This is a genomic window from Oceanicoccus sagamiensis (assembly GCF_002117105.1).
GTDB lineage: Bacteria > Pseudomonadota > Gammaproteobacteria > Pseudomonadales > Dasaniaceae > Oceanicoccus > Oceanicoccus sagamiensis.
Genome location: NZ_CP019343.1, coordinates 3,565,206 through 3,588,045 on the forward strand (window position 1 = coordinate 3,565,206; position 22,840 = coordinate 3,588,045).

The window sequence follows — 22,840 nt, forward strand, 5'->3', positions numbered from 1 at the left end:
TTTTATTGCAATCTTGCATTCACGACTAAGCGTGAAGCACGCTTGGCTTATGAAAAGTCTTTAGCGTAAGGCAGTTCACGATCGCCGCCCCATAGCGCTTTGGTTAAACGGTCTGCCAGCTCTTTGCCGTACATACGTTCAACCATCTCATTCATAGGGTCGCGGTCAGAGATCTCTTTACGCAGTGCTTCATCACGGTCTTGCTGTGCCTGCCACTGATCTTCAGGGATGCGGTCCGCTTTTTCTACATTGGCCAGCCACTGGTCCACCATTTTATGGGCAGTGCTGCGCACTTCTTCCATATTAGTTTCGTTATCCGGGGCGCTGATACACAGGCTGGTAGGTGTTTGGGTGGCGCGCATATATAAGTCGCGGCTAATAAAAGAGACAAACTCCGGGTTTTCCTGCCATTTTAAATACTGCTCATTGGCTTCATCGTAGTACTTGTCCATATAAGCAGGGTTGGCTGGCAGGTCTAAACGAGGCACAAAGTCCAAATACATAAACAGGTCAGGGGTGGTACCAAAAGCCAGACCGAGGTTAGGTGCATCAATCTGTGGGCCAAGGCTGATCGTCAGGTGCATGTTGGTAAAGCTGGCTTTGGGGTTGCCTACCCAGGAATACACCAACCAATCAATTTCAGGGCCAGCGAAGGTGCTTAAGTAGCCACCGGCACCGCTACCGTCAATAGCGGAATAGGGCTGGAGGTCGGCGGTAGAGCCGTCAGGGCTTAGCTCAAAGCGGCCTTTGATTTTCTCAAAGAGCTCACCAAGGATGCTCCATAGTTCCTTAAAGGTTTCCTCGTTATCAACGCCTGGACGGGCATCGATCTCATCGATTAGTGAACGTGTTGACTTGCTCATGGGGTGGCTCCTGACAGCAAAAAGTTATATTGATATGCTTTTAATACATTTAAGTTAACATACTTGCTTTTGGGGTGCAATGTTCTGGCGTTGGAGGCGTTAGCTAACCACTGGGACCAGTGATTTAGCGGCTAGTGTAACGTAGAAGGGGTAGGGGGTCACTAGGCAAATTCGGCCTATTCGTATTGCCACTGGCCACTTAAGAACCTCTTGTCGCCCAATTAGATAGCCCTGATTAGTGACTTTTGTTAAGGTTTGGGAAAATAACAACTGTCTTATTCTATGTTTGCTTTATTGGCCGCCCTGTTATCCTTCCAGCTGGTATACCCGGAGATTCTGGTCGACGAATCATTTGACCAGCTTTTTCTGCAAGAGCAGGTCAGGGTACTTGAGACCCCAGAGGCCCTAAGTTATGAGCAGGCGATAGCAAAGCTTACCCAGGGTGAATTTAAAACCGTGGCTGGCCAAGGCCTGGCTTACCCCAGCGGTAAACACTATTACTGGCTCCACTATCGGGTCAGGAATACCGGCAGTGCCCCCATTACGGTGTATACCGAAATCAGAAACCCGCATATCAACTATCTACAGTTATTTGAATGGGTGATTGGCGATAGTGCGGTGACGGCCTCTAAGCTCACGGGTGACTACACGCTCTTTGATACCCGGCCTATCGATCATCGCTTTTATGTCTTCCCTTCACCGCTGGCAGCCGGCGAGACCAAAGAATTTTTACTGTTTGCTGATAAGTACAATGAGTCGATGAAGCTGCCGATTATGTTGCGCAGCGAAACCAATTTCTTAGCTAACTCTAGTCAGGAAAACGCGCTACTAGGTCTTTATATTGGGATCTATCTGGTGATTATTGTTTGTCTGGTGATTTTAAATATTAGCCGCTTTAAAGGCATTTATTTTTCATTGCTCACTTATGTGGTGTCTTTTGCCCTCTTTGCGGTGGCCAATACAGGGCTTGGCTTTCAATATATCTGGCGTGAGGTCTATTTGTTTAATAGCTTGTCGCGTCCTGTCTTGACGCTGTTTGCCGCTGTGTCTTTGTTGATTTTTTGTCATTTTTATTTTGAACTGGGGCGTCCACAGCATCGCAAAGCCATGCTTGTTCACCGTATAGCCCGTGTCTACTTTTCCCTGAACTGGTTGTTCTTCTGTCTCTATTACCTGTTGATTTTATTGCAGTTGCCGCTGCCGGGTATTGTGTTTATTCAGTGGGTACAAATAGGGGTGGCCTTACTCCCGGTCTACCTGATCGCTATGGGAGTCTATTTTCTGGTCACGGATTTTCGCTGGAAGTATGCGGCTTTTTTATTGGCCAATGTGGGTATTTTGTCGGCGATATTGATTATTGTGCTGGAGGAGATGGGCGTTGTGCAAAATGTTTTTCTTCAGGAAAATATTACTATGCTAGCACTGGTACTGGATTTCTCCGTGCTTACCTGTGTGATCGGGGGGGATTTTTACCGGCTGAGAATTGATAACCAGCAGCTGAGTAATTCCTTGTCGGAAGCTTTGATTGAAGGTGGTCAGCAGTTTGTAGAAGGCCAGCAAAGGGAGCGAACCCGTTTGGCACAGGAGCTTCATGATGGTGCCAGTTCACGTTTGTCAGCCTTGCAAATGCGTATCTCTGCGTTAACTACCGATGACAAGGCCTTAAAGCAATCGCTGGTCAATGAAACACAGGTGATTGCGCAGGATATTCGTCGTTTTAGTCATAATTTAAGTTCAGTGGTATTGGAGCGTTATGGTTTTATCAATGCGATAGAAGAGTTGCTCTATTCCATTGAAGAGTCAGAAACCGGTTTTGAGGTGGAGTTTAATTATACGGAGGATAGTGTAGCGTCCAAATCGACCGAGCGGGAGTTATATTTTATGTGTCTGGAATTAATTAATAATGCTATTAAGTATTCCACCGGTGATCATTTATTGGTTGAATTTCGGGTCAGCGATACCCTGTATGAATTAATCGTTAGTGATAATGGTGATGGCTATCTGTCCGATAACTTAAGCCAGTCAGGGTTGGGGCTTAAGGGGATTAACTGGCGGCTGCAATTATTAAAAGGGGAAATGAAGGTAGAATACCGTGACGGTTATCAATACCACCGGATTAAAATACCTCGTTATTCGCCTGGATATATTTAATCAGGCCAAAGGTTCCACTGACATTGAGTTTTCTGAAAATATTTTTCTTATGGGTTCTGACAGTATTTTTACTGATAAATAACAGGTCAGCAATTTCCTGTTCATTGTTGCCGGCGATAATAAGGGCAGCCAGTTCTTTTTCTCGCTTGGAGAGCTCTTCTAAATTCGCATATTGCTCAATATCATCGCTGGGACTGTCAGTGATTTTTAGCTCCTGATCGAACACCGTGCCGCCATTGATGACTTTCTCAATCGCCGATTGAAAACTGTCCTGGTCGGTGTTTTTCAACAGGTAGCCATTGGTATTCAAGTCACTGGCTTTATCGATCAGTTTTTTATTGTTATAGGATGAAAAAATGATAATTTTTAAGTCTTCAATAATACCTCGGAAGGCTTCAACATGATCTAAGGAGTTGATGCCATTGATATTCAGATCCAGTAATAGCAGGTCGTACTTATTTTCGCTGAGCCGAGAGCTGATTTCATCGATGGAAGCCGCGTAATCAAGGTCATTGATAATGCTGTGATTATTGAGCATGGTTTCAATGCCTTGGAAGATCACCTGGTGATCGTCACCGACAAGGACGTTGACTGGATTGGACTTATTCATTATGGGTTCTCAACCATTGAAAAATAAAATGGGGCGTCCCTGCCCTAAATAAATAGGTACTTCCAATCCTCGAGGTAACCTATTCACACTTATTATGGTAGTTCGGCGCCAGAAAAACATACCGCATTTGGGGTATTTTCAGTCCTCAGCTTACAATAAGTCGCCATCTTCGCCAATTGCGTTTAGTTGCATACCATCCGGGCCAGGCAGGGCGGGGTCGGCAATCCATGGTGCCAGGCAGTCCCGGTCCTCTACACAGGGATCGGTTAAGGCCTGTAAAAAAGCCACAATCTGGTCGGTTTCATTGTTATTGATCTGGGTGTTTTGAAACAGCGCCGTGTTGTTGTCGCGCTCTCTATTGAGTTGCTGCAAAGCCTGGTTGGAGTTTGTCTCGGCAAAGGGGTAGAGGCTTGCACAGTCGCTAATGTCAGCAAACTGTTGCAGCTGACACCAGCCGCCCTGGTCAAAGAAGTCTGCTACCCGGCCTCGCGGGTTGTCATAATGCCGCACCACCTGTCTCAGGGTCTCATAGGCTCCGCTATGGCCGTAGGGGGCCGTGGCGCTGATATTTAACAGGCTGGCGGTGCGAAAGTGATAGCGGTCATTCCTATTACCCGTCTCTCGGGCTCTGCCAAAGTCATCGTTATTGCCATCGCCATCGCCTTTACCGGGGCCGATTTGGGGGAAGGCAATAACATGATGCAACCCATCGCTAAACTGGTCACCGCTATGGCAGCTGGCGCAGCCTGCGCCGCCATCATCCACCGAGGTGAGAAATAAAATAGCCCCCTGTTTTTGTTGGTTACTTAGGGCATTGTTATTGCCTTCGATATAGTCTTTCCAGGGGCTATCGATAAATACCATGGAGCGCTCATATTCACTGATCGCCAGAGCAATATTGTCGAAGCTAATCAGTTCTTCTGCAGCTTCGCTACTGGCAAAGGCTGCTTGGAATTCACTGACCCAGGTACTGGACGCTAACTCACCGCTGCCTTCGCCATAGTTACCGATTCTGGCCGCAAGATGGCTGCGGATACTGGCATTGCTGCTGCCGTCTTCAAAGTCCGTGGTTTTCATTTCGTCGACGGAGGTCACCGGGAAGCGTGCCTGTGCCGCGACCAGATTGTCCCCCGCATTGCTGTCAGCAGTAGCAAAAACGCTGTCTGGGGTGCGAATACCGGAAGCGGCTCCGTTGGCGCCAGTGTCTTTGCCCAGACTTTCAACCCGTGAATCCCAGAATAAGCCGCTATCCCACAGGCCAACATTAAAGACCGTGGGGAGTTTCGGGGTACAGGTGGAGCGCCATCTCTATGTTCACGGCCTGGCCCCAATAACTCGGGGTTGGTGGCCAGGGTGCCCACTGGCAGTGACAGGTCATCACCGCCACCTAGCAAGGGGTGGTGGCAACTGACGCAGGCGGTATCAAAACCACCGCCAAGGCTTTTGCTAAAAAACAGCTGTTTACCTAATTGTGCCAAGGGGCTATTGATTGAGGGCAGGGCTCTGCCGGTACTGGGGTCTCCGGTTAACGCCTGTTCGCTGATAAGCGCACGTAATTGCACATCGATTGGGCTGTCAGGGCTTGTGACTTCGGGGGTATTAATGACCGCGGTATTATCGTCGGTCTGGTTGGGCGTTGCGCTATTACTGCCGCCTCCGCTGCCACAGGCTGTTAATAATGTGATTGATAAGCTGGTAACTAATAGTGTTATTGGTTTCATACTCCCCCCATCTAAGAAACTGGTGATCAGACTAAGGGATGAATGGGGAGGAATTAGGAAGCTACTGTGCAAGCAATGTGTAAAAAGGGGGGGGGAATTATGCCACTGAGAGTACAGTTTCTAACAGTTTCGCTTATACGCGGAGGTTATGGCTGCGATAGGAATAAGCCATTTCTATGGAAACCGAGTAGTGATTAAGCTGTCTATAGTCAATAACCGGAATAGGACAACACTATGAGTAATGCTAAATCGTCCAGTATTGTATGTAAGGAACCTAAGGTTCAAGTCTCGTCACGGGGTATTAGCCGAGAGGAAGCCGAGTTTATGCAGCAGATTTTCCAGCTGGGCAAACCGGTACGCACGCGCAGTACTTCCAGGATCGCACGGCCTAAGCCTTCGTTAAACCTCAGGCGTGATGCTAGTTAAATAGCTTAAGTAGTCGGTCCCAGACGCTTTGTGGCTCCCCCAGTGCAAAGGCGGTAATAAAGTCACCGGGCCGGCGATAGATAAAAGGATGGCCTCCCGCCGCTACAACAATATATTGCACGCCGTTTATTTCGTAGCTCATGGGGAGAGTAAAAGCTCCGGTAGCTAACTCAAATTCCCAAACTTCTTCTCCTGTCGATAGATCAAAGGCTCTGATTCGGTTGTCCGCTGTGGCACCAATAAAGACCAGACCACCCGCTGTGACCATCGGCCCGCCAAAGGTGGGCGTGCCCCATTTTAACGGAATCGGCACGGGAGCCAGTTTGTCGAGAGTGCCCAGTGGTGACTGCCATAGTATTTTCCCCTGCTCAATATCAACCGCCACCAGCTCTGCCCAAGGGGGCTCTGTACATGGAGCATAATAGGGTGACATAACCGGGCCCTGTTTCAGGTGGTAAGGGGTACCGTGTAGCGGGCGTGGTTCGCCCACTTTAAATTCACCGCTGTCATCAGCCTTGCTGCTGATCTTCTCATTGGGTATCAGTTGCACAAAATGCTGGGCCCGGTTGACGTTGGTGACCAGTATTTTATTGGTCTTATCGATCGCGACACTGCCCCAATTAATCCCGCCAGCTGTGGAGGGTTCTACGATGGTGCCCTCCAAGCTAGGAGGGGTAAAAATGGGGCCAAAGCGGGCAGAGCCGTATTTCTCTTCGCATTTGCCTTTCAGTGGCGCCCAGAAGTCGTCCTTGGAGGAACCGTGTGGGACCAGTGGTGGCGGGGCTGTGGGGAAGGGTTGAGTCGGCGATAGCAGTTCGCCAGGCACACCGTCCTGAGGAACCGCTCGCTCTTCTATCGGGAAATAGGGAGTACCGGTTTCACGGTGGAAGATATAAATCATCCCCGTTTTGGTGGCCTGAATAACTGCAGGGAAGGGTTCGCCCTCTTTGCTCAGTTCAACCAGTACCGGCTGTGCCCCTACATCGTAGTCCCAGACATCGTGATGGATAAGCTGGAAGTGCCAGACCACCTCGCCAGTACTGCCTCGCAATGCAACGATGGAGTCCGAATACCGGTTATCGCCGGGGCGGTTACCACCGTAGAAGTCCACCGAAGGGCCGGAGGTGGGGAGGAATACCAGATCTCGCTGCTCATCAACACTTATACCTCCCCAGGTATTGGCCCCACCGGTTTCGGTGGCGGCTTTGGGATCCCAGTTCTGGTATTCAGGGTCGTTGGGATCACGGGGTATGGGGTCAAATTGCCAGAGCAATTCACCGCTGCGAACGCTAAAGGCGCGGATGGCCCCGGAAGGGGCGTTAACCCGATGGTTATCCCTGACTGAGGTGCCAATCACCAGGGTGTCATTAATAATGGCCGGTGGCTGGTAGAACTTTACTTCGCCGGGCCAGGCGGGTTGTTTGGCCATAGCCAGGGGCTCGGCATTGACCACTCCCTGGACACCAAAATCTTCACATACTTTGCCGCTGATCGCGTCGATGGCAATAATTTTTAAATCGTTGGTGCCGGAAATAATTCGCTGACTACAGTGTGCTTGTTTATCCTTACTCTCTTTATCCTGCCAAAAAGATACGCCGCGACATTTGCTATAGGGCACCGATTTTTTTCCACGGGGATCATTTTTATTACCATAGCCATGGATGACGGTTTGCGGATCAAAGGTCCAGCGTTCTGCTCCGTTGACCGGATCGATGGCGACAATGCGATTAAAGGGTGTGCATGTCACCAGATGTTGGCCCGCTTCCTTAGGTAGTAAAATAGGATTGACCTGAAAGCCGGCGTTTTCGTTCTCTATTTGGGAGTGGCTGGCCACGGCTCCTGTCTGGTATTGCCAGACCGGTTGCAGGCGGTCGATGGTTTCACGATTGATTTGTTGCAGGTTGGAGTAACGACTGCCTGCTTTATCCGCCCCCCAAGTATCCCAGCCAGAAGCATGACTATGGTTATCAATGAGTAAAAGTATCGATAAAAACAGTGTTAAAACCGTATTAGGGAATATTGTAGGCATAATCGCTGGGTTTATTATTGTTATGGACGGTTGTTTAACAAGAGCTTGTGGCCAGATTACAACTAAGTAGCCATTAGATAACAGCTTTGATTCTGCCATAGTGAACACAGGCAACCAAGTCAGGCAAAGCCTATTACCGGGTAAAGATTATTAAAGTTGCAGCGTTTAATTTTCTGTCAGAAGTTATGACAAAAAATCCTGAGGGCTGTCAGGGAATCGCGGCTAGCCGGCCTTATTAATTTTAAACCAGAAGAGCAGTTTGCGGTTTATTTTTACTTGTGAGCTATCGCTGTTGAGGGGAATTTATCGCTGTCATTTCACCGGTTTTTTTATCGGCCGTAACTAAAATAATATTACCGCTACGCTGTAGTAATCGAATCTGATAAAGCTGCGGGTCGCTTGCAGTTTTTACGCTGATCACTTTTGCTTGAAATAAATATTCAGCCTGTTGAATGATTTTTTCTGTGCTTGGTGGTGGCGGTTCTGATTGTGCGATCACCTTGCTGCTGGAAAAAATAAACAGCAGTAGGGCAATAACAGAAAATATTTTGACGGCGGAAACGGACTTTCGCAGGGGCAGATCAGGCCAAGTCGATAGCCGGGGAGCGCGTCTGCGATAAAAGTTTGGCTGCTTTTTCACGGGGGTAATTTGCCACTAATTTTATGAACTAAGCTTTATTATTGCCTTTGCAGGTCATTGGTCACTAACTTTTTTACCGCTACGTTATTCACACTTTACTCTGTTGGCGCAAACACTGGGTCAATTCTTTGTCATTTTACCTGTATAAGTATACAAATATCGTAAGTTATTGATATATAAGAGTTTAATATACTGGTCAAAATTTAACCAATCAGTAATAAGTGTTGATCTTATGGGCCTTAAGCTACCATTCTCTCAACTTATCCCCGAACTTATCCACAGAATTTGTGGATAAATTAATAGAAACATCATAATGGCTTAATTATAGGCCTTTATGGTTGCGCGGAGGCTGGCTATGCCGGTACTGCGAGCCAAGGCTGGAGCGGCATTATTCAGCCGTTGGGTTCTGTGTATTCTCCGGTAACAGTAAATTCTCAGCTTCCAGAGCATTGATCAGGTCGTTTAAGGTAATAGGCTTGGTCAGGTAGGCATCCATACCGGCTTCCAGTGCACGGGCCTTGTGGTCACTACGCGCATGGGCGCTTAGGGCAATAATGGTGACCTTGCTTTGACCCGACTGTTGTTCCTTGGCCCGGATCTGATGGCTGGCTTCATAGCCATCCATTTCAGGCATTTCGCAGTCCATTAAGATAAGGTCGTAGTCGTTTTGTTCATAGTGATGCAGGGCTTGCAGACCGTTGGCGGCAATATCGGGAATAATATTGAGCTTTTTCAGTAGCCCCTGAATGACCAGTTGGTTGACCTGATTATCTTCTGCCAACAGCACTGTTAAGGTTTTTGTGCTGACCGCGATGGCCGCTTCCTGTTGGGCCTTTTGCTGGGGGGGCACGATAGCCTGGGTCAGGGCGTCATGTAGCAGGGCATTGGTGACCGGTTTTTCCAGCATAATCTCAATACCGGCTTCACTAAGCTCAGTGGATGAGCCCAGTTTTCGGCTGGTCGCCATTAACACAAAATTGCAGTCCTTGTGGTTGGTTTGAATCTGTTGTGCCAGTGCCAGGCTATTACCACCTTCCAGTTGGTACTCAGCCAATATAACGGTAAAGGGCTGCTGTTCTTCCAGTGCACGGGATAATTGCTGCTGGGCATGATCGACATCGGTCGCGGTTACCACGTCCATTTTCCATGAGCTTAGCAGTCTGGCGATAATATCCGCAGAGACGGGGTTGGGGTCGAGCAGTAATAAACGCTGACCAGCGAGCTTTGATGATTTCTCCCTAAGCAAGGAGCTGTCAGGGTGCTCGTCAATTAATAGTCTTGCGGTAAACCAGAAGGTTGACCCATGACCTGCTTCACTGCTTACACCAATCGTGCCATCCATTAACTCGGCCAGTTGTTTACCAATAGCCAGACCAAGCCCGCTGCCACCATAGCGACCATAGGTGGTTTCGTCGGCATGCTGGAAGGGGGTAAACAGCCTTTGTTGCTCGGCTTTGGTTAAGCCAATGCCGCTGTCCTGGATTTCAAATTTAAGCTCTACGCAGTTAATACTGGTTTTTGAGGTGCTGGACACTTTTAGCAAAATGTCCCCCTGTTCGGTAAATTTAAACGCGTTACTAAGCAGGTTGAGAATAATTTGCCGCAGTTTGGTGGCGTCGCCTTTTAATACCGGTTCAATGCCGGGTTCAAGGTCAGCAATAAAGTTGATCTTCTTTTCCATAGCCCGCAGGGAAAAGGTAGAGATGCAGTCATCAAGCAGGGTTTCGAGGTTAAAGCTGGCCACATCGAGGGCCATTTGACCCGCTTCTATTTTGGCGAAGTCCTGCAAGTCGTTAATAATGCTAAGCAGTGACTGACTGGAGCGCTCGATAGTATTCAGGTATTGGGTTTGCTGATCGCTGAGTTTGGTGGACTTCATCAGCTCGGTTTTTTCCAGCACATGATTCATAGGTGTACGGATTTCGTGACTCATGGTAGCGAGAAAGTCACTTTTGGAACGGCTCTCCAAGCGCGCTTCACTGGAGCTTTGCTCAAGCTGGATACGTTCCATTTGCGATTTTAGCAGCTCGGTTCTGGCTTTGAGTTTTTCCTCGTTGGCCTTGGCCATACTGCGGCCCGCTTCACGGCTTTCTTTTTGCAGTTGATTAATACGGTCTGCCAGCGCCAGAGAAAAGAATACCAGCATCAGGGTGATTCCCATGGCACCCAAACTCTCGGTAAAGCCGTTGGCGCGTATCAAGCCCACGGTGGCCATATTGTCAGCCACCAGAGAAAACACCAAAATCATAATGGCAATGACAAAATGCCCCGCTGAAATCACCCCGGCTTTACGTACTATCACCCCTGAACTTAAGGCGGCGGCAAACAGGGCGGTGGTGGTGGCCAGTCCTAGAAATAGGGCGATCAGGCTATTGCTGGCGATCACCACAATAATGCTGAGTGCAGCAATCACGCTGAGTAGGCGAATAGTTTTTAATAAGGCCTTAGAGTGTTTTTTCAGGTTCAGGAAGTAAATACAGAACTGGGAAAACATCAGAATATTAAAGCTGTAGGCAAGTGCATAGATAGGGAGCTTGGCCCAGGCTTTGTCGGTGGCAATATATTGGTAGATATGGCCCTGATCTGCAGCAATCAGATAGGCGGCACTGGCCACATAGAGTACATAGTAAATATAGCTTTTCTGATGGGTGGAAATATATAAAAACAAATTGTATAAGGCCATCACCACCAGAATGCCGTATAGCATGCCATAGAGCATTTGGCGGTGTTGCTCATACTCGGTAAAGTGACCCGGCTCCCAGGCTGTTACCCGAAACTGGAACAGCGGTTCGCTGTAAATACGCCAGACCACTGTTACACGGCTATTGGCTGGTAGTGTCAGGGTATTCACCAGATTGCGATGAGGGGTTGGGCGATTATCAAAGCGGTCATCCATACCCGCATCGGCATAGAGGGTTTCGATCGTGTTACTGCTGTCGATCAAATACAAGTCGGCAACGTTGATGGAGGGGTATTCAGTCTGCAAGGTAATGGTAATACTCTGGGAGCTGGGGTTATTCAGCACGCCTTTAAACCAGTACAAGCCCGGTTGCGTAATCAATTGCCGGTCACGCTGTTGGCCGTCTTGCCAGGGTAGCTCAGTCGACAGCTCAGGGTCGGCAATTTGCCCTAAATGATAGCTTTGCTCTTGGTCATAGAGGTAGTCGAGCAGGGGGTTTAGTTGCAGTGTGTTACCGGACTGACTGAGGTCAATCGCGTTGGCATGGGCGCTGCTGCCAAAGAGCAGGAAGGAGGCGGCGATAATGGAAAATAAAAGGCGCATAGTTAGCAAGGTCGGCGTTAGCCGGTTGTTATTGTTGCTGCGATAGAAAGCACTGTACCATCAAATGTTTAATCACCAAAAGCTTTAATAAGCATCCATGGTAATGGTGCTGAACGTGCGGCATAATCATGGCTGAAAACTGTAGCGGCCATCGCGCCCATATTTACGCTATTAGGGGAGCTTCAATGAAACAAGCCTTTGTCACCATGTTAGGTATGCAAGATAAAATGAATCAAAAGGTGCATGCCGACTGGATTACCCAGCGGTTTGAGTGGTACCGGGCAATCTGGATTGAGTGTGGTGAGTTGGTTGAGCACTACGGCTATAAATGGTGGAAGAAGCAAGATCCAGATATGGATCAGGTTAAACTGGAAGTCATAGATATCTGGCATTTTGGTATGAGTGCCTTATTTACTGAAGGTGAAACACTGGAAGATATCGCCGAGTTAATGCAAGGCCAGTTAATCGGTTATCAGTATGAGGGCTTGGGTGTGCGTGAGGCTACCGAAGCGTTGGCCCAGGACAGTCTTGAGAGCAAAGGTTTTTCAGTGTCTTTATTTTGGGATTTGCTCAACGCTGTAGAGATGGATTTTGATGATCTGTATCGCCAGTATGTGGGTAAAAATGTGTTGAATTTTTTCCGTCAGGATAATGGCTACAAAGAGGGTACTTATATTAAGCAGTGGCAAGGCCGCGAAGATAACGAGCACTTGGTAGAGATTCTCGCAGAGTTGGATAGTGCTGCTGCGGACTATAGTGATACGGTCTATCAATCCCTGCAGCAGCGTTATCAATCGTTGACGGCCTAAGCCCGGTTGGATTGTTGTTATGGATGAAAAGCCCCAGGCCGAACCCCCGAAACCATTATCTACCAGTGCCTTAGCCAAGGTGCTGGATGTGCCCTCACAACAATTATTTGCCACGCTAAAAGATTATGGTTGGATTCGTAAGCTGGATGAGGGCTGGGCGCTAAGTTCCAAAGGGGAGTTTGAGGGTGGTGAATATGTCCACAGCAAGCGCTATGGCCGTTATATTGTTTGGCCGGAAGCCTTAACCACCCATCCACTACTGTTGGCGCTGGAGGATAACCGGCATATTTCCGCCACGATTATGGGTAAAGCGGTGGGTCTTAATGCCCGCGAAGTTAACCGTATCCTGGCAGAGTTGGGCTGGATCAAGCATGGTTTTCAGGGGTGGGAATTGACACGCATAGGCGAACAGCGCGGTGGCATTCAACTTGAGAATGACAACAGTGGCAATTTCTATGTTATGTGGCCGCAGGATATTCAGAACGATAAAAATCTCAATAAGCAGTTACAATTTTCCGCAGAAGTGTACGCAGAGGCTTCAGCCGTCTCTGATGATATGTTTGCCGGTCAAAGTGAGTATCAGGGACTGGATGGCCATCAACATAGCAGCAAAGCCCATTTAAAAATCTGTCATTGGTTGTACCTGGCGGGTATTGCCCATGCCTGTCAGCGAGAGTTGCCCTTTCTTGCAGAAGATAATCCACAGCCACTTCTTGCTGATTTTTATCTACCTGCGCACCAATTGTATATCGAGTGCTGGGACGATGCCGGTGGTTCTGGCCTGGCCCAGCGCATGCAGCGCAAAGCTATTTACCAGCAATACGGCTGTGCGGTCATTGATATTGAGAAAGAGGACCTTGAGCAGTTGGATGAGGTGTTAACGCGCCAATTTCGCAAGCAGGGGATTCGGGTCTATTAGATGAAGAATAGCCTTATTGCTTTATTGCTGATGGTGCTGGCCCTGATGGTCGGTCTGGTTTATAGCGTTTGGCAGTCACGACAGGTTGCGATTTATGAATTGGAAGTTATCAACCGCAGTGGTGTCACGGTGCAATCTGTTCGCTTGTTTGGTAGCGGTGTTCAGGCAGAGGCTAGTCTCAAGCCTCTAATGCCTGGCCGTTCAGCGATTATGTCGGTGATGCTAAAAAAACAGGGCGGTCTGCAATTTGAAGTACAGCAAGGTGATAGCCGGATTGATACGTTTATTGAGCAAAATATTAACGCTATCCACTCGTTCCATCAGCAATTAATGATTGAGCCCGGACAGCGTTATCTGATCAGTAATTATGAAGAGTTAACGATCACCGATTAGGTGTTCAATTTTTTCCAGTAATTCAAAATCCCTTTCGCTGACACCGCCCGCCTCATGGGTGGTCAGGTAAATATCTACGGTGCGGTAGACATTGGCCCACTCCGGGTGGTGATCGATTTTTTCTGCCACGATGGCGATTTGGGTCATAAAGCCAAAGGCATGTACAAAGTCTTCAAAAACCAGACGACGATAGAGTTTACTGCCCTGTAAGGCCCACTCGTTATGTGATTCCAATCTGGCTTGTACTTCGGTATCACTTAATGCGGCAATCTCACTCATTCTCTTCTCCTTGCTGTTTTTTTGTAAGCATAACACCACACTCAATATGATCGGTATAGGGGAACTGATCAAAGATAGCGAATTGGGTGATTTGGTGGCTCTGGCATAGCTGTTTTAAATTGTTATATAAGGTATCGGGGTTGCAGGAGATATACAGAATATTCTCAAACTGGCTAATCAGCTTTTCAGTGAGTGTGTCCAATCCGGCCCGGGGTGGGTCTACCAACACGGTTGAAAATTGATAGCTGCCAAGGTCGATATCCTTTAATCGACGGAACTCCCTCTCACCAGCCAGTGCTGAGGAAAAATCTTCACTGGACATACGGGCAACGGTAACATTGCTGACCTGGTTAAGTTCAAAGTTATAGTTGGCTGATTTTACCGAAGTCTTGGAAATTTCAGTGGCCAGAACTTTATTAAAGTTTTGCGCGAGCACAAGAGTGAAATTACCGTTGCCGCAGTAGAGTTCTACCAGATCTCCACCCAGCCCCTGAGAGTGGTCCAGTGCCCAGGTCAGCATCTTTTGATTAACCGTGGCATTGGGTTGAGTAAAGCTATTCTCTACCTGCTGAAAGTTATACTGCTGGCCTTTAACGGTCAGGGTCTCAATGACATAGTCTTCACTGAGCACCATACGCTGTTTTTTACTGCGGCCAATAATCTTGATTTGATATTGCTGCTGTAAATCTTCGGCCAGTTGCTGCCAGTCCTCACCCAGGCGTTTATGGTAAATCATGCTGACCAGAGCTTCGCCACTCAGGGTGGTTAGAAATTCAATCTGGAATAACTTATGACGCAGCAAGGGGGACGCTTTGATCGCGGTCATCAGCTGGTCCATTAGCCGGGTGATAATCGTTGAGCCAATGGGAAAATGGTCAATTCTAACCGGTTGCTTGGGTTCAGCTTTATTGAACATTACATAGTAGGAATCATCGTCCTGATGCCAGATTTTAAATTCAGCGCGCACGCGAAAATGTAATTCTGGCGAGTCATAGACCGACAGCGTCGGTGGTGAAAACTCACTAAATTGTTGGGTGATTCGCTCAGCCTTGGCAGTCAGTTGCTGCTGGTAATTGGCCGGGTTGACTTTGCTAAGGGGCATGATTCGGGTCACATTGTAAATAGTGCAGGCATTATAGTGATTTATTGCCCTGATGCGTAATGAAATAAGTATGGCTTTTGGCTACAATTTGTTGATTATAAAATGAAGCTGCTGAATAAGGGATAGGTCATGAAGGTATTGGTAACGGGCGGAGCGGGCTATATTGGCAGTCACACCTGTGTTGAGCTGTTAGCAGCCGGCTATGAGGTGATTGTGGTAGATAACCTGTCTAATAGTCACCCTGAGTCCCTGAGTCGGGTACAGGAAATTACCGGTCGTGAGTTGGTTTTTCATCAGGTTGATATTCGCGATGCTGCAGCTCTGGAAGTTATTTTTAGCCAGGAAAATATCGATGCCGTGATTCACTTTGCAGGCCTTAAAGCCGTGGGTGAATCCGTGGCCAAGCCCTCCCTGTATTACCAGAACAATGTCTACGGCACTTTAGTGCTGTGTGAGGCAATGGCAAAGTATGGGGTATTTAATCTGGTATTTAGTTCTTCGGCCACTGTCTATGGTGACCCTGCCACCGTCCCCATTAATGAAAGTTTCCCCTTATCGGCGACTAACCCCTACGGGCGCTCTAAACTAATGGTGGAAGAGATTTTACGTGATTTGAATAGATCGGACGATCGCTGGAATACAATACTGTTGCGATATTTTAATCCCGCTGGTGCTCATGAGAGTGGCCGTATTGGTGAAGACCCCAATGGTATACCTAATAATTTATTACCCTATATTACTCAAGTGGCCGTAGGTAAGCTCGAAAGTCTGGCGGTGTTTGGTAGTGATTACGATACGGTTGATGGTACTGGCGTAAGAGACTACATCCATGTGGTAGATCTTGCATTGGGCCATCTTAAAGCCTTGGAAAAATTATCATCCAACCCGGGAACTGTTGCCTATAACCTGGGTACGGGTACGGGCTACTCGGTGCTGGAAATGGTGGCGGCTTTTGAAAAGGCCAGTAGTAAGGCAATAGCGTATAAACTGGTAGAACGTCGTGCCGGTGATGTCGCCAGTTGTTATGCTGACCCAGCCTTTGCCGCACAGGAGCTTAACTGGACGGCAACATTAGGGATAGAAGCCATGACCCGTGACAGCTGGCGCTGGCAAAGCGACAACCCTAACGGTTATAAAGATAGCTGATAGTTTATAAGCGGTTTCGGTCCCGCTCTAACCACCATTGTTTAGCCAGAGAAAAAGCCGATGACTGGTCATCGGCTTTTTGCATTAAGCGAATGCTAATGGCTAGCGTGCCGATAATTGCATCCCTCCCATAGGCATCCTCTGCATCACCGCGCCACACCGCGGTTAAGTGATCAATGTCCAGTGTTTCGGCTAAGGCTTGGCGGCCTTCAAGCATTTTTGGCCAGCTCTCTTCGCCTGCTACACCGTCAATAACGGTTTTGACCAGACAGCTGGCTTCTGGCCTGCGCTCAATTTCACCGCCTTCACCTTTAAAGACCGCTGCATGGCTTTGCCCCAGGCTGATCGCAGCTTGCTGGTGGCTGTCACCATAGGCGGGGTGAAAAATGCTTTGCATAGAATAGGGCGCAGCTAAAGGGTTTAGTAGTCTGGATAAGGTATGCACCGGCGAACGCAAACCCAGATAATGACGAAAATCGATAATGCGCTTTAATGGCGGGCATAAAAACTCAAGTGGCATAAAAGAAAAGCACTGTGTGTTTAATTGCTGCTCCACCATCGGCCAGTCCTGTGCTGGCGTAATACCCAGCGCGGTTAATACCTGCTCTGTATAAAGTCTACCTTCGGTATGGCCGCTGGCACCGTGCATATAAACAGGAATACCCTGATCGGCAATGGCAAAGCAGCTTAATAAATACCAGGGCAGCTGTTTTTTCTTACCGGCATAGCTGGACCAATCCAGCTGCACATTCACTGCTTTGGGGGCGGCTATATGCTCTCTGGCTGCGGCAACAAAGCCGGTTAACTCTTCATGGCTTTCTTCTTTAACGCGCAATAACATCAAAAAGGCACCTAGCTGTAGGTCTTCCACATCGCCTTTTAAAATCATTTGCATGGCATCAAAGGCTTCCTGTTCGGTAAGGGAGCGGGAGCCTGTCTTGCCTTTGCCGAGGATGCGAACATAGTGAGCGAAAGGGTGTTCGCCGTTTTTGATTTGGCTAAGTGTATTGCGGTACTGTTCTGACATGATGGTATAGTTCTAAAGACAGTTATCAGGCTTGGGTAGACCTGCGATTTTTGCAGCGAATTTTGCCGGGCTGCCAGGAAATAAGGCGAGTAGATAAATGCTTTTGCCTTTATCATCCCCCAGTTGCTGGCCAACATATTTTACTAGAGGGCGCATAGCCGGAGATAATTCAAACTCCCGGTAAAACTGTTGCAGCAAATCAATAATTTCCCAATGATCATCGCTAAGCGCGATCCCTTCGTTGTTGGCAAGCTGCTCAGCGACTTGTGGGTTCCATTGCGACAGGTCTTTTAGAAAACCTTCTTTATCCAATAGGATGGTTTGCTGGTCAACGATCATTTCCATAACCCTAGAACCAGCTTTGTACGCTATGGTGCGTTACCGTTAGCTCAACAAATTCACTGTCGCTAATCAACGTAATATTTGTGCTTATATCTTGCTTAAGTCCCCGAGCATTAACATCCACTGCCAGCGCATAGAATGTAATATCACGGTGGTTTTCAATCAGTTCGCTATAGTGAGTCGCTTTTTTTCCTGCATAGACTCCGTCTTCAATAAGCAGTACGGAGCTACCGGCACGACAAAACTTTAAGCAATCAGTAAAGCTTGAATCACTAAAGGGGGATTTGTTAACGGTGTGTAAAATCATCAGGTTTATACCGTTAAAAGCATATCAGCTTGCTCAAATAACTCAGACAACTGTTGTTGATTAACTGGCTTGGCTGCGAGGCTAAGTCGTGAGGGTTCAATCTGTCGTTCAGTCAGGGCTTCAGCTTCTACATAGCTTTCGCTAATACCATAAAGCTCAAAGGCGGATAATAATTTCTGGTGATTTTTCTGTTGGATATCAGTGCTGTCCTGTTGGTCTATAGTCTGCCAAACGCCATCGCCGATAAACGCTATCGCCAACTCTTGATCGAAGGCTCCGGCAGCCAGCGCCATATCCGCGGCAGCTCTGGCCAGAGCGTTACCATAGGGGGCTTTTCGACAAATCAGTAGAATACGCTTGCTCGCCATTGTTAGGGCCCAAAGGTGATCAGGCGATCAGAATTGATAGAGGCATCCACTAACTGGCCCAGCCCTGAAAGGGTAACACTATCACTGAGATTGTGGCTGGGTTTTTCATAGCGGTCGGCTTCTTTGGCATCCATCACCCCTCGTTTTAAAGCGCTGGCAATACAAACCACCAAATCAATATCGTGCTGGTTTGCTAGTATCTGCCACTGCTGAGGGATATTGTTTTCATCCTGTGGTGGCGTTATCAGGGCGTTGCCGTTATTGACGGCATCGTGGTAGAAAAATATACGGTAAACATTATGACCTGCGTCTACAGCAGCCTGGGCAAAGCGCAGCGCGGTAGCCACCGACTGGCTGGAATAGGGGGCGCCGAGGATGAGTAATGAAAAACGCATAGAATAAAACCCTTAAAAAGCTATTCCTAAAAAACAGCCCTAAATATCAAACCCCAAAAAACAAAAGCCCCGATAAAATCGAGGCTTTGGTTTAATTAGCAGGGTGATTTAGTCGTCACCCATCACACCTAAGATATGCAGTAGGCTGGTAAACAGGTTGTAAATATTCAGGTATAAAGAAACCGTAGCCATCAGGTAATTGGTTTCACCACCATTAATAATCCGGCTGGTATCAAACAGAATAAAACCGGACATTAACAGCACAATACCGGCACTTAAGGCCAGTGAGGCCGCAGGCATATGGAAGCCAAACATTGAGCCGACCATTAAGGCTAATGCAACCATCACCAGAACGACTAAACCGGTCATCAGGAAACCACCCATAAAGCTAAAGTCTTTACGAGTAGTCAGTACATAACCTGACAGTGAGAAGAACACCAAAGCTGTGCCGCCCAGCGCCTGCATCACAATTTCACCACCATTGGACATGGCAAGGTAGCGGTTCAGGGTTGGCCCCAAGGCCGCACCCATCAGGGCAGTAAAGGCAAACACGACGTAAATGCCAGAAGAAGAATTGGCGGTTTTAGGAAGAACGAACCAGATTAAAACGATGGCAGCGATCATCATTATCATGCCAGCGCCGTAGCCGACGTTCATCCACATGGACAGACCGGCGGTGATAGCGCTAACCATCATTGTCATGGCCAACATCATATAGGTATTACGAAGTACCTTGTTGGTAGACAGTGCCGAATCAGCAGAACCTGACTGGGATGAAAAAACTGGGTTGTCACGCATGTTATATCTCCATAGTGTGAACAGGGTTTTTTAAGTTGCTTTAGCTGTTGTCCATCATAGCTGGATCCTCTTTAAAATCAAGGCTTTGTGTATAGCTTAAGCGGTTGATTTTGCAGCTTCTGGGCTTCAAACCACTAAGACAATAAGCGCGGTAAAGGGTTCCATAACAGCAGGTGCATATTGGGGTAATCCAATCGGGGGATTCTGGTATTGATTTGGACGTGAAGGTACCGCTAGAGAGAAAAATGGCGGTGGGGGAGAGATTCGAACTCTCGGAGGTATTACCCTCGCTGGTTTTCAAGACCAGTGCTTTCGGCCACTCAGCCACCCCACCAACGGGACGGAATTATACAGAGCTTAGCGGGTGAGACAAGGGTTTGGCCGGATTAAAACCGTAACTAAGCCATTGTTTTTATGATTGTTATTGGGTTTTTGCCGGGTTGGTTGTTTTTAGAGCAAAAAAAAGCCCAGCATTTAGCTGGGCTTGATATTAGCACTTAAGCGGAGCGTTTAAGCCGTGGGTCGTTATGGGCCCGCTCTGCTTTGGGTTTGGCAGGATCTGGCGCAGCAGCAGGAGCAGGGGCTTTTGGCGCAGTGTCCAGGTGCGATGTAGCTATATCAACCTCGGTAACGGCCTTTGGCGAGATACGTGGGTCGTTAGCGGCACGGCCTACTGGCTTCTCCTGAGTTGTAGCAATGGGGGCTGGCTCAGTAGCTGCTGGTGCAGGTTTAGGCGGTGGAGCTGCTTGCTCTATAGCCGGTTCAGCTGCAACAGGTGTTGCTGGAGCTTCTGGAGCTGCTTCAGTGTCTTCTGCTACAGGTTCTGCAGCTGTTTCGGCAACAGCTTCTTCAGTCGCTTCCTCGGCCGGAGTGGCTGCGGCAGTTTCTTCTACAGTTTCTGTAACAGCTTCTGCTGCTTCCGCAGGGGCTGTCTCATCAGAGGCTTCTGCAACTGTTTCGGCTGGAGCCTCAGCGACGGTTTCCACTTTTACTTCAGTTGCCGTTTCAACGCTACCTTCAGTCGTATTCTCAACCACCGCTTCAACAGCCGCCTCGTGAGCGGGTGCTGATGTTGTTGCATCTACGGCCGCTTCTTCAGTCTGGTTGTTTTCGGCTTTGTTCTCGGCATTACGTGGTCCACGATTACGGCGGCGACCTGAGTTACGGGGTCTGCGGTTAGAGGGACGACGTTGCGGACGATCACCGTTATTCTCGTTGCTCTCATTAGACTCAGAAGCTTCTCTGGTCTCATTTTTATCTTCGGGCTTTTTATCTTGCCTGTTTTCTTTAGAGCGATTGCGGTCATTACGGTCATTGCGCTCTTTGCGATCACCGCGATCTTCACGGTTATCATCGCGACGGTTTCTGTTGCGATTTCTATTGCGGTTACGGTTTTGATTGCGACCCTGGCCTTGACCCTGACGGTTATTGCGCTGGTTATTGCGCTTACGCTGGGGTTTTTTCTCTTCAACCACTTCTTCTTCAGCGGGGCTGCTAAAGAAACTCATGATTTTTCCGAATAAACCGGTGCTTTCAGTTTTTGCAACCGGTGCTTTTTCGGCAGCCGCCGGTGCAGCAGCGGCTGGTGCCGGAGCTTGAGGCGTTACGCTCTGTACCGCTGCTTGCTGAACCGGTACTGGGGCTTCTTCCTGACCCAGTACTTCTTCAGGCTGTTCGGTTTGTATCTTATAGCTCAGCTCTACATCTTTGCTGATTTCATCGTCCCGCAAACGCTGCACTTCAAAGTGTGGCGTTTCCAGTTGTGGAATAGGAGCGATAACAACACGGACTTTAGTACGTTGTTCTATATCGTGAATCGGCTGGCGCTTTTCATTCAGTAAGTAGGAAGCGACATTAACCGGGACCAGTGCACGAATCTCTGCACTGCGGTCTTTACTGGCCGCTTCTTCAACCAGACGCAAAATAGACAGTGACAGTGACTTGGTATCACGGATAGTGCCCTGACCGGTACAGCGTGGGCAGACCTTGGCGCTGGTTTCACCTAGTGATGGACGCAGGCGCTGGCGTGACATTTCCAATAAGCCAAAGCGTGAAATGCGGCCTACCTGAACCCGTGCGCGGTCAATGCTTAGCGCGTCGCGCATACGGTTTTCAACAGCGCGCTGGTTTTTGGCAGCATGCATATCGATAAAGTCGATAACCACCAGACCGCCCATATCCCTTAAACGTAGCTGGCGAGCAATTTCGTCGGCCGCTTCAAGGTTGGTTTGCAGGGCGGTTTCTTCAATATTGCCACCTTTGGTTGCGCGGGCGGAGTTAATATCAATAGACACCAATGCTTCAGTTGGGTCGATAACAATAGAGCCACCGGAGGGGAGCTGCACTTCGCGCTGGAAGGCGGTCTCAATCTGGCTTTCGATTTGGTAGCGGTTAAATAGGGGGACCGGGTCATTATAGTGACGAATACGGTTTTGATAATGGGGCATAACCTGAGTGACGAAGTTCAGGGCTTCGGTATAGGCGTCCTTATTATCAATCAGTACCTGATCGATATCTTCACGCAGATAGTCGCGAATAGCGCGAATAATAACGTTGCTTTCCTGTAATAGCAGGAAGGGGGCTTTTCGCTCTGCGGTGGCCTTTTGAATGGCTTCCCAGAGGTGTACCAGATAGTCTAAATCCCATTGTAGTTCTTCACCGCTGCGGCCTACACCGGCGGTACGGACAATGGCGCCCATGCCGTTAGGGACAGTAATAGAGTTTAAGGCGGCTTTTAGCTCGGCCCGTTCATCACCTTCTATGCGGCGAGAAATACCACCGGCGCGAGGGTTGTTAGGCATTAAGACCAGATAGCGACCCGCCAGGCTGACGAAGGTGGTTAGGGCTGCGCCCTTATTACCACGCTCTTCTTTGTCGACCTGAACAATTACCTCAGTGCCTTCTTTAACTACGTCTTTGATCTTAAAGCGACCACCGACATCCTGTGGTTGGCGGTAGAAGTATTCGCGGGCAATTTCTTTGAGCGGTAAAAAACCATGGCGTTCAGCGCCGAAGTCGACAAAAGCGGCTTCAAGGCTGGGCTCTACACGGGTGATAGTGCCTTTATAAACGTTTGATTTTTTCTGTACGCGGGTGCGGTTTTCGATATCCAGGTCGTATAAGCGTTGGCCATCGACAAGACCGACGCGCAACTCTTCAGGTTGAGTTGCATTGATAAGCATTCTTTTCATGGTGGAAACAAATCCTAATTAGCAGAGGATTTGCGCAATAA

At 48.4% G+C, this 22,840-nt stretch carries 19 protein-coding genes, 1 tRNA gene and 1 pseudogene; 5 read left to right on the forward strand and 16 right to left on the reverse strand.

Features of this window, described 5'->3' with window-relative positions:
• Positions 1-47: 47 nt before the first annotated feature.
• Positions 48-863 (reverse strand): hypothetical protein, encoded by an 816-nt coding sequence (locus BST96_RS16160; RefSeq protein WP_085759692.1) that lies wholly within the window; start codon positions 861-863, stop codon positions 48-50.
• 282 nt (positions 864-1,145) lie between these two features.
• Here BST96_RS16160 and BST96_RS16165 point away from each other — a divergent pair, with 282 nt between their 5' ends.
• Positions 1,146-3,014, forward strand: a complete 1,869-nt coding sequence (locus tag BST96_RS16165; protein WP_085759693.1) for a sensor histidine kinase — start codon at positions 1,146-1,148, stop codon at positions 3,012-3,014.
• Here the strand turns inward: BST96_RS16165 and BST96_RS16170 are convergent.
• The 5 genes and pseudogenes from BST96_RS16170 to BST96_RS16190 form a co-directional block, all read right to left on the reverse strand.
• Complete coding sequence (locus tag BST96_RS16170; protein ID WP_085759694.1) at positions 2,980-3,624, reverse strand: response regulator; 645 nt, start codon at positions 3,622-3,624, stop codon at positions 2,980-2,982. The genes BST96_RS16165 and BST96_RS16170 overlap by 35 nt on opposite strands.
• Positions 3,625-3,774: 150 nt before the next feature.
• Positions 3,775-5,345, reverse strand: a pseudogene (locus BST96_RS20775) (cytochrome-c peroxidase).
• 418 nt (positions 5,346-5,763) lie between these two features.
• Positions 5,764-7,800, reverse strand: a complete 2,037-nt coding sequence (locus BST96_RS16180; protein ID WP_169714021.1) for a pyrroloquinoline quinone-dependent dehydrogenase — start codon at positions 7,798-7,800, stop codon at positions 5,764-5,766.
• Positions 7,801-8,083: 283 nt separating this feature from the next.
• Positions 8,084-8,440, reverse strand: a complete 357-nt coding sequence (locus BST96_RS16185) for a hypothetical protein (RefSeq protein ID WP_085759696.1) — start codon at positions 8,438-8,440, stop codon at positions 8,084-8,086.
• 388 nt (positions 8,441-8,828) lie between these two features.
• Positions 8,829-11,723, reverse strand: coding sequence for a hybrid sensor histidine kinase/response regulator (locus BST96_RS16190; protein ID WP_085759697.1), 2,895 nt, complete (start codon positions 11,721-11,723; stop codon positions 8,829-8,831).
• Positions 11,724-11,908: 185 nt separating this feature from the next.
• On the opposite strand from BST96_RS16190, the gene BST96_RS16195 reads away from it, so the two are divergent.
• The 3 genes from BST96_RS16195 to BST96_RS16205 are packed head-to-tail and all read left to right on the forward strand — an operon-like array spanning position 11,909 to position 13,844.
• Positions 11,909-12,532: a dUTP diphosphatase gene (locus tag BST96_RS16195; RefSeq protein ID WP_085759698.1), complete on the forward strand. Its 624-nt coding sequence runs from the start codon at positions 11,909-11,911 to the stop codon at positions 12,530-12,532.
• A 19-nt stretch (positions 12,533-12,551) separates the two neighbouring features.
• Positions 12,552-13,451: a hypothetical protein gene (locus BST96_RS16200; RefSeq protein ID WP_085759699.1), complete on the forward strand. Its 900-nt coding sequence runs from the start codon at positions 12,552-12,554 to the stop codon at positions 13,449-13,451.
• Positions 13,452-13,844, forward strand: coding sequence for a hypothetical protein (locus BST96_RS16205; protein WP_085759700.1), 393 nt, complete (start codon positions 13,452-13,454; stop codon positions 13,842-13,844).
• On the opposite strand, the gene BST96_RS16210 is transcribed toward BST96_RS16205, so the two are convergent.
• Both BST96_RS16210 and trmA read right to left on the reverse strand, forming a co-directional pair.
• On the reverse strand, positions 13,827-14,123 hold the full coding sequence (locus BST96_RS16210; RefSeq protein ID WP_085759701.1) for a 4a-hydroxytetrahydrobiopterin dehydratase: 297 nt from the start codon (positions 14,121-14,123) through the stop codon (positions 13,827-13,829). The two genes, BST96_RS16205 and BST96_RS16210, sit on opposite strands and share 18 nt — an antisense overlap.
• Positions 14,116-15,225, reverse strand: a complete 1,110-nt coding sequence (gene trmA / locus BST96_RS16215) for a tRNA (uridine(54)-C5)-methyltransferase TrmA (RefSeq protein WP_085759702.1) — start codon at positions 15,223-15,225, stop codon at positions 14,116-14,118. Before trmA ends, BST96_RS16210 begins: the two co-directional genes overlap by 8 nt.
• Positions 15,226-15,354: 129 nt before the next feature.
• Here trmA and galE point away from each other — a divergent pair, with 129 nt between their 5' ends.
• A complete protein-coding gene (gene galE / locus BST96_RS16220; protein ID WP_085759703.1) occupies positions 15,355-16,371 on the forward strand; it encodes a UDP-glucose 4-epimerase GalE in 1,017 nt (338 codons plus the stop codon).
• Between the two features lie 4 nt (positions 16,372-16,375).
• Here the strand turns inward: galE and BST96_RS16225 are convergent, their stop codons facing one another.
• The 8 genes from BST96_RS16225 to rne form a co-directional block, all read right to left on the reverse strand.
• Positions 16,376-17,398: a glycosyl transferase family protein gene (locus tag BST96_RS16225; protein WP_085759704.1), complete on the reverse strand. Its 1,023-nt coding sequence runs from the start codon at positions 17,396-17,398 to the stop codon at positions 16,376-16,378.
• A 12-nt stretch (positions 17,399-17,410) separates the two neighbouring features.
• The gene (locus tag BST96_RS16230; protein ID WP_085759705.1) at positions 17,411-17,743 is read right to left on the reverse strand and encodes a TusE/DsrC/DsvC family sulfur relay protein; all 333 of its coding nucleotides are present in this window, start codon (positions 17,741-17,743) and stop codon (positions 17,411-17,413) included.
• A gap of 4 nt (positions 17,744-17,747) precedes the next feature.
• Positions 17,748-18,047: a sulfurtransferase complex subunit TusB gene (gene tusB, locus BST96_RS16235; RefSeq protein ID WP_085759706.1), complete on the reverse strand. Its 300-nt coding sequence runs from the start codon at positions 18,045-18,047 to the stop codon at positions 17,748-17,750.
• A gap of 5 nt (positions 18,048-18,052) precedes the next feature.
• Positions 18,053-18,415 (reverse strand): sulfurtransferase complex subunit TusC, encoded by a 363-nt coding sequence (gene tusC / locus BST96_RS16240; RefSeq protein WP_085759707.1) that lies wholly within the window; start codon positions 18,413-18,415, stop codon positions 18,053-18,055.
• Positions 18,416-18,417: 2 nt separating this feature from the next.
• Positions 18,418-18,810, reverse strand: coding sequence for a sulfurtransferase complex subunit TusD (gene tusD, locus BST96_RS16245; RefSeq protein ID WP_085759708.1), 393 nt, complete (start codon positions 18,808-18,810; stop codon positions 18,418-18,420).
• 108 nt (positions 18,811-18,918) lie between these two features.
• On the reverse strand, positions 18,919-19,608 hold the full coding sequence (locus tag BST96_RS16250) for a Bax inhibitor-1/YccA family protein (RefSeq protein WP_085759709.1): 690 nt from the start codon (positions 19,606-19,608) through the stop codon (positions 18,919-18,921).
• 246 nt (positions 19,609-19,854) lie between these two features.
• Positions 19,855-19,942 (reverse strand) — tRNA-Ser (locus BST96_RS16255).
• A 163-nt stretch (positions 19,943-20,105) separates the two neighbouring features.
• A complete protein-coding gene (rne, locus tag BST96_RS16260; RefSeq protein WP_085759710.1) occupies positions 20,106-22,799 on the reverse strand; it encodes a ribonuclease E in 2,694 nt (897 codons plus the stop codon).
• Between the last annotated feature and the right edge of the window lie 41 nt (positions 22,800-22,840).

Excerpts from the sequence above, each read along its gene's own strand:
- BST96_RS16180 (WP_169714021.1), bottom strand. The coding sequence starts at position 7,800 with ATGCCTACAATATTCCCTAATACGGTTTTAACACTGTTTTTATCGATA.
- BST96_RS16250 (WP_085759709.1), bottom strand. The coding sequence starts at position 19,608 with ATGCGTGACAACCCAGTTTTTTCATCCCAGTCAGGTTCTGCTGATTCG.
- BST96_RS16165 (WP_085759693.1), top strand. The coding sequence starts at position 1,146 with ATGTTTGCTTTATTGGCCGCCCTGTTATCCTTCCAGCTGGTATACCCG.
- trmA (WP_085759702.1), bottom strand. The coding sequence starts at position 15,225 with ATGCCCCTTAGCAAAGTCAACCCGGCCAATTACCAGCAGCAACTGACT.
- BST96_RS16190 (WP_085759697.1), bottom strand. The coding sequence starts at position 11,723 with ATGCGCCTTTTATTTTCCATTATCGCCGCCTCCTTCCTGCTCTTTGGC.
- tusD (WP_085759708.1), bottom strand. The coding sequence starts at position 18,810 with ATGCGTTTTTCATTACTCATCCTCGGCGCCCCCTATTCCAGCCAGTCG.
- tusB (WP_085759706.1), bottom strand. The coding sequence starts at position 18,047 with ATGATTTTACACACCGTTAACAAATCCCCCTTTAGTGATTCAAGCTTT.
- BST96_RS16230 (WP_085759705.1), bottom strand. The coding sequence starts at position 17,743 with ATGGAAATGATCGTTGACCAGCAAACCATCCTATTGGATAAAGAAGGT.
- BST96_RS16200 (WP_085759699.1), top strand. The coding sequence starts at position 12,552 with ATGGATGAAAAGCCCCAGGCCGAACCCCCGAAACCATTATCTACCAGT.
- BST96_RS16210 (WP_085759701.1), bottom strand. The coding sequence starts at position 14,123 with ATGAGTGAGATTGCCGCATTAAGTGATACCGAAGTACAAGCCAGATTG.
- BST96_RS16160 (WP_085759692.1), bottom strand. The coding sequence starts at position 863 with ATGAGCAAGTCAACACGTTCACTAATCGATGAGATCGATGCCCGTCCA.
- BST96_RS16225 (WP_085759704.1), bottom strand. The coding sequence starts at position 17,398 with ATGTCAGAACAGTACCGCAATACACTTAGCCAAATCAAAAACGGCGAA.
- rne (WP_085759710.1), bottom strand. The coding sequence starts at position 22,799 with ATGAAAAGAATGCTTATCAATGCAACTCAACCTGAAGAGTTGCGCGTC.
- BST96_RS16195 (WP_085759698.1), top strand. The coding sequence starts at position 11,909 with ATGAAACAAGCCTTTGTCACCATGTTAGGTATGCAAGATAAAATGAAT.
- BST96_RS16170 (WP_085759694.1), bottom strand. The coding sequence starts at position 3,624 with ATGAATAAGTCCAATCCAGTCAACGTCCTTGTCGGTGACGATCACCAG.
- tusC (WP_085759707.1), bottom strand. The coding sequence starts at position 18,415 with ATGGCGAGCAAGCGTATTCTACTGATTTGTCGAAAAGCCCCCTATGGT.
- BST96_RS16205 (WP_085759700.1), top strand. The coding sequence starts at position 13,452 with ATGAAGAATAGCCTTATTGCTTTATTGCTGATGGTGCTGGCCCTGATG.
- galE (WP_085759703.1), top strand. The coding sequence starts at position 15,355 with ATGAAGGTATTGGTAACGGGCGGAGCGGGCTATATTGGCAGTCACACC.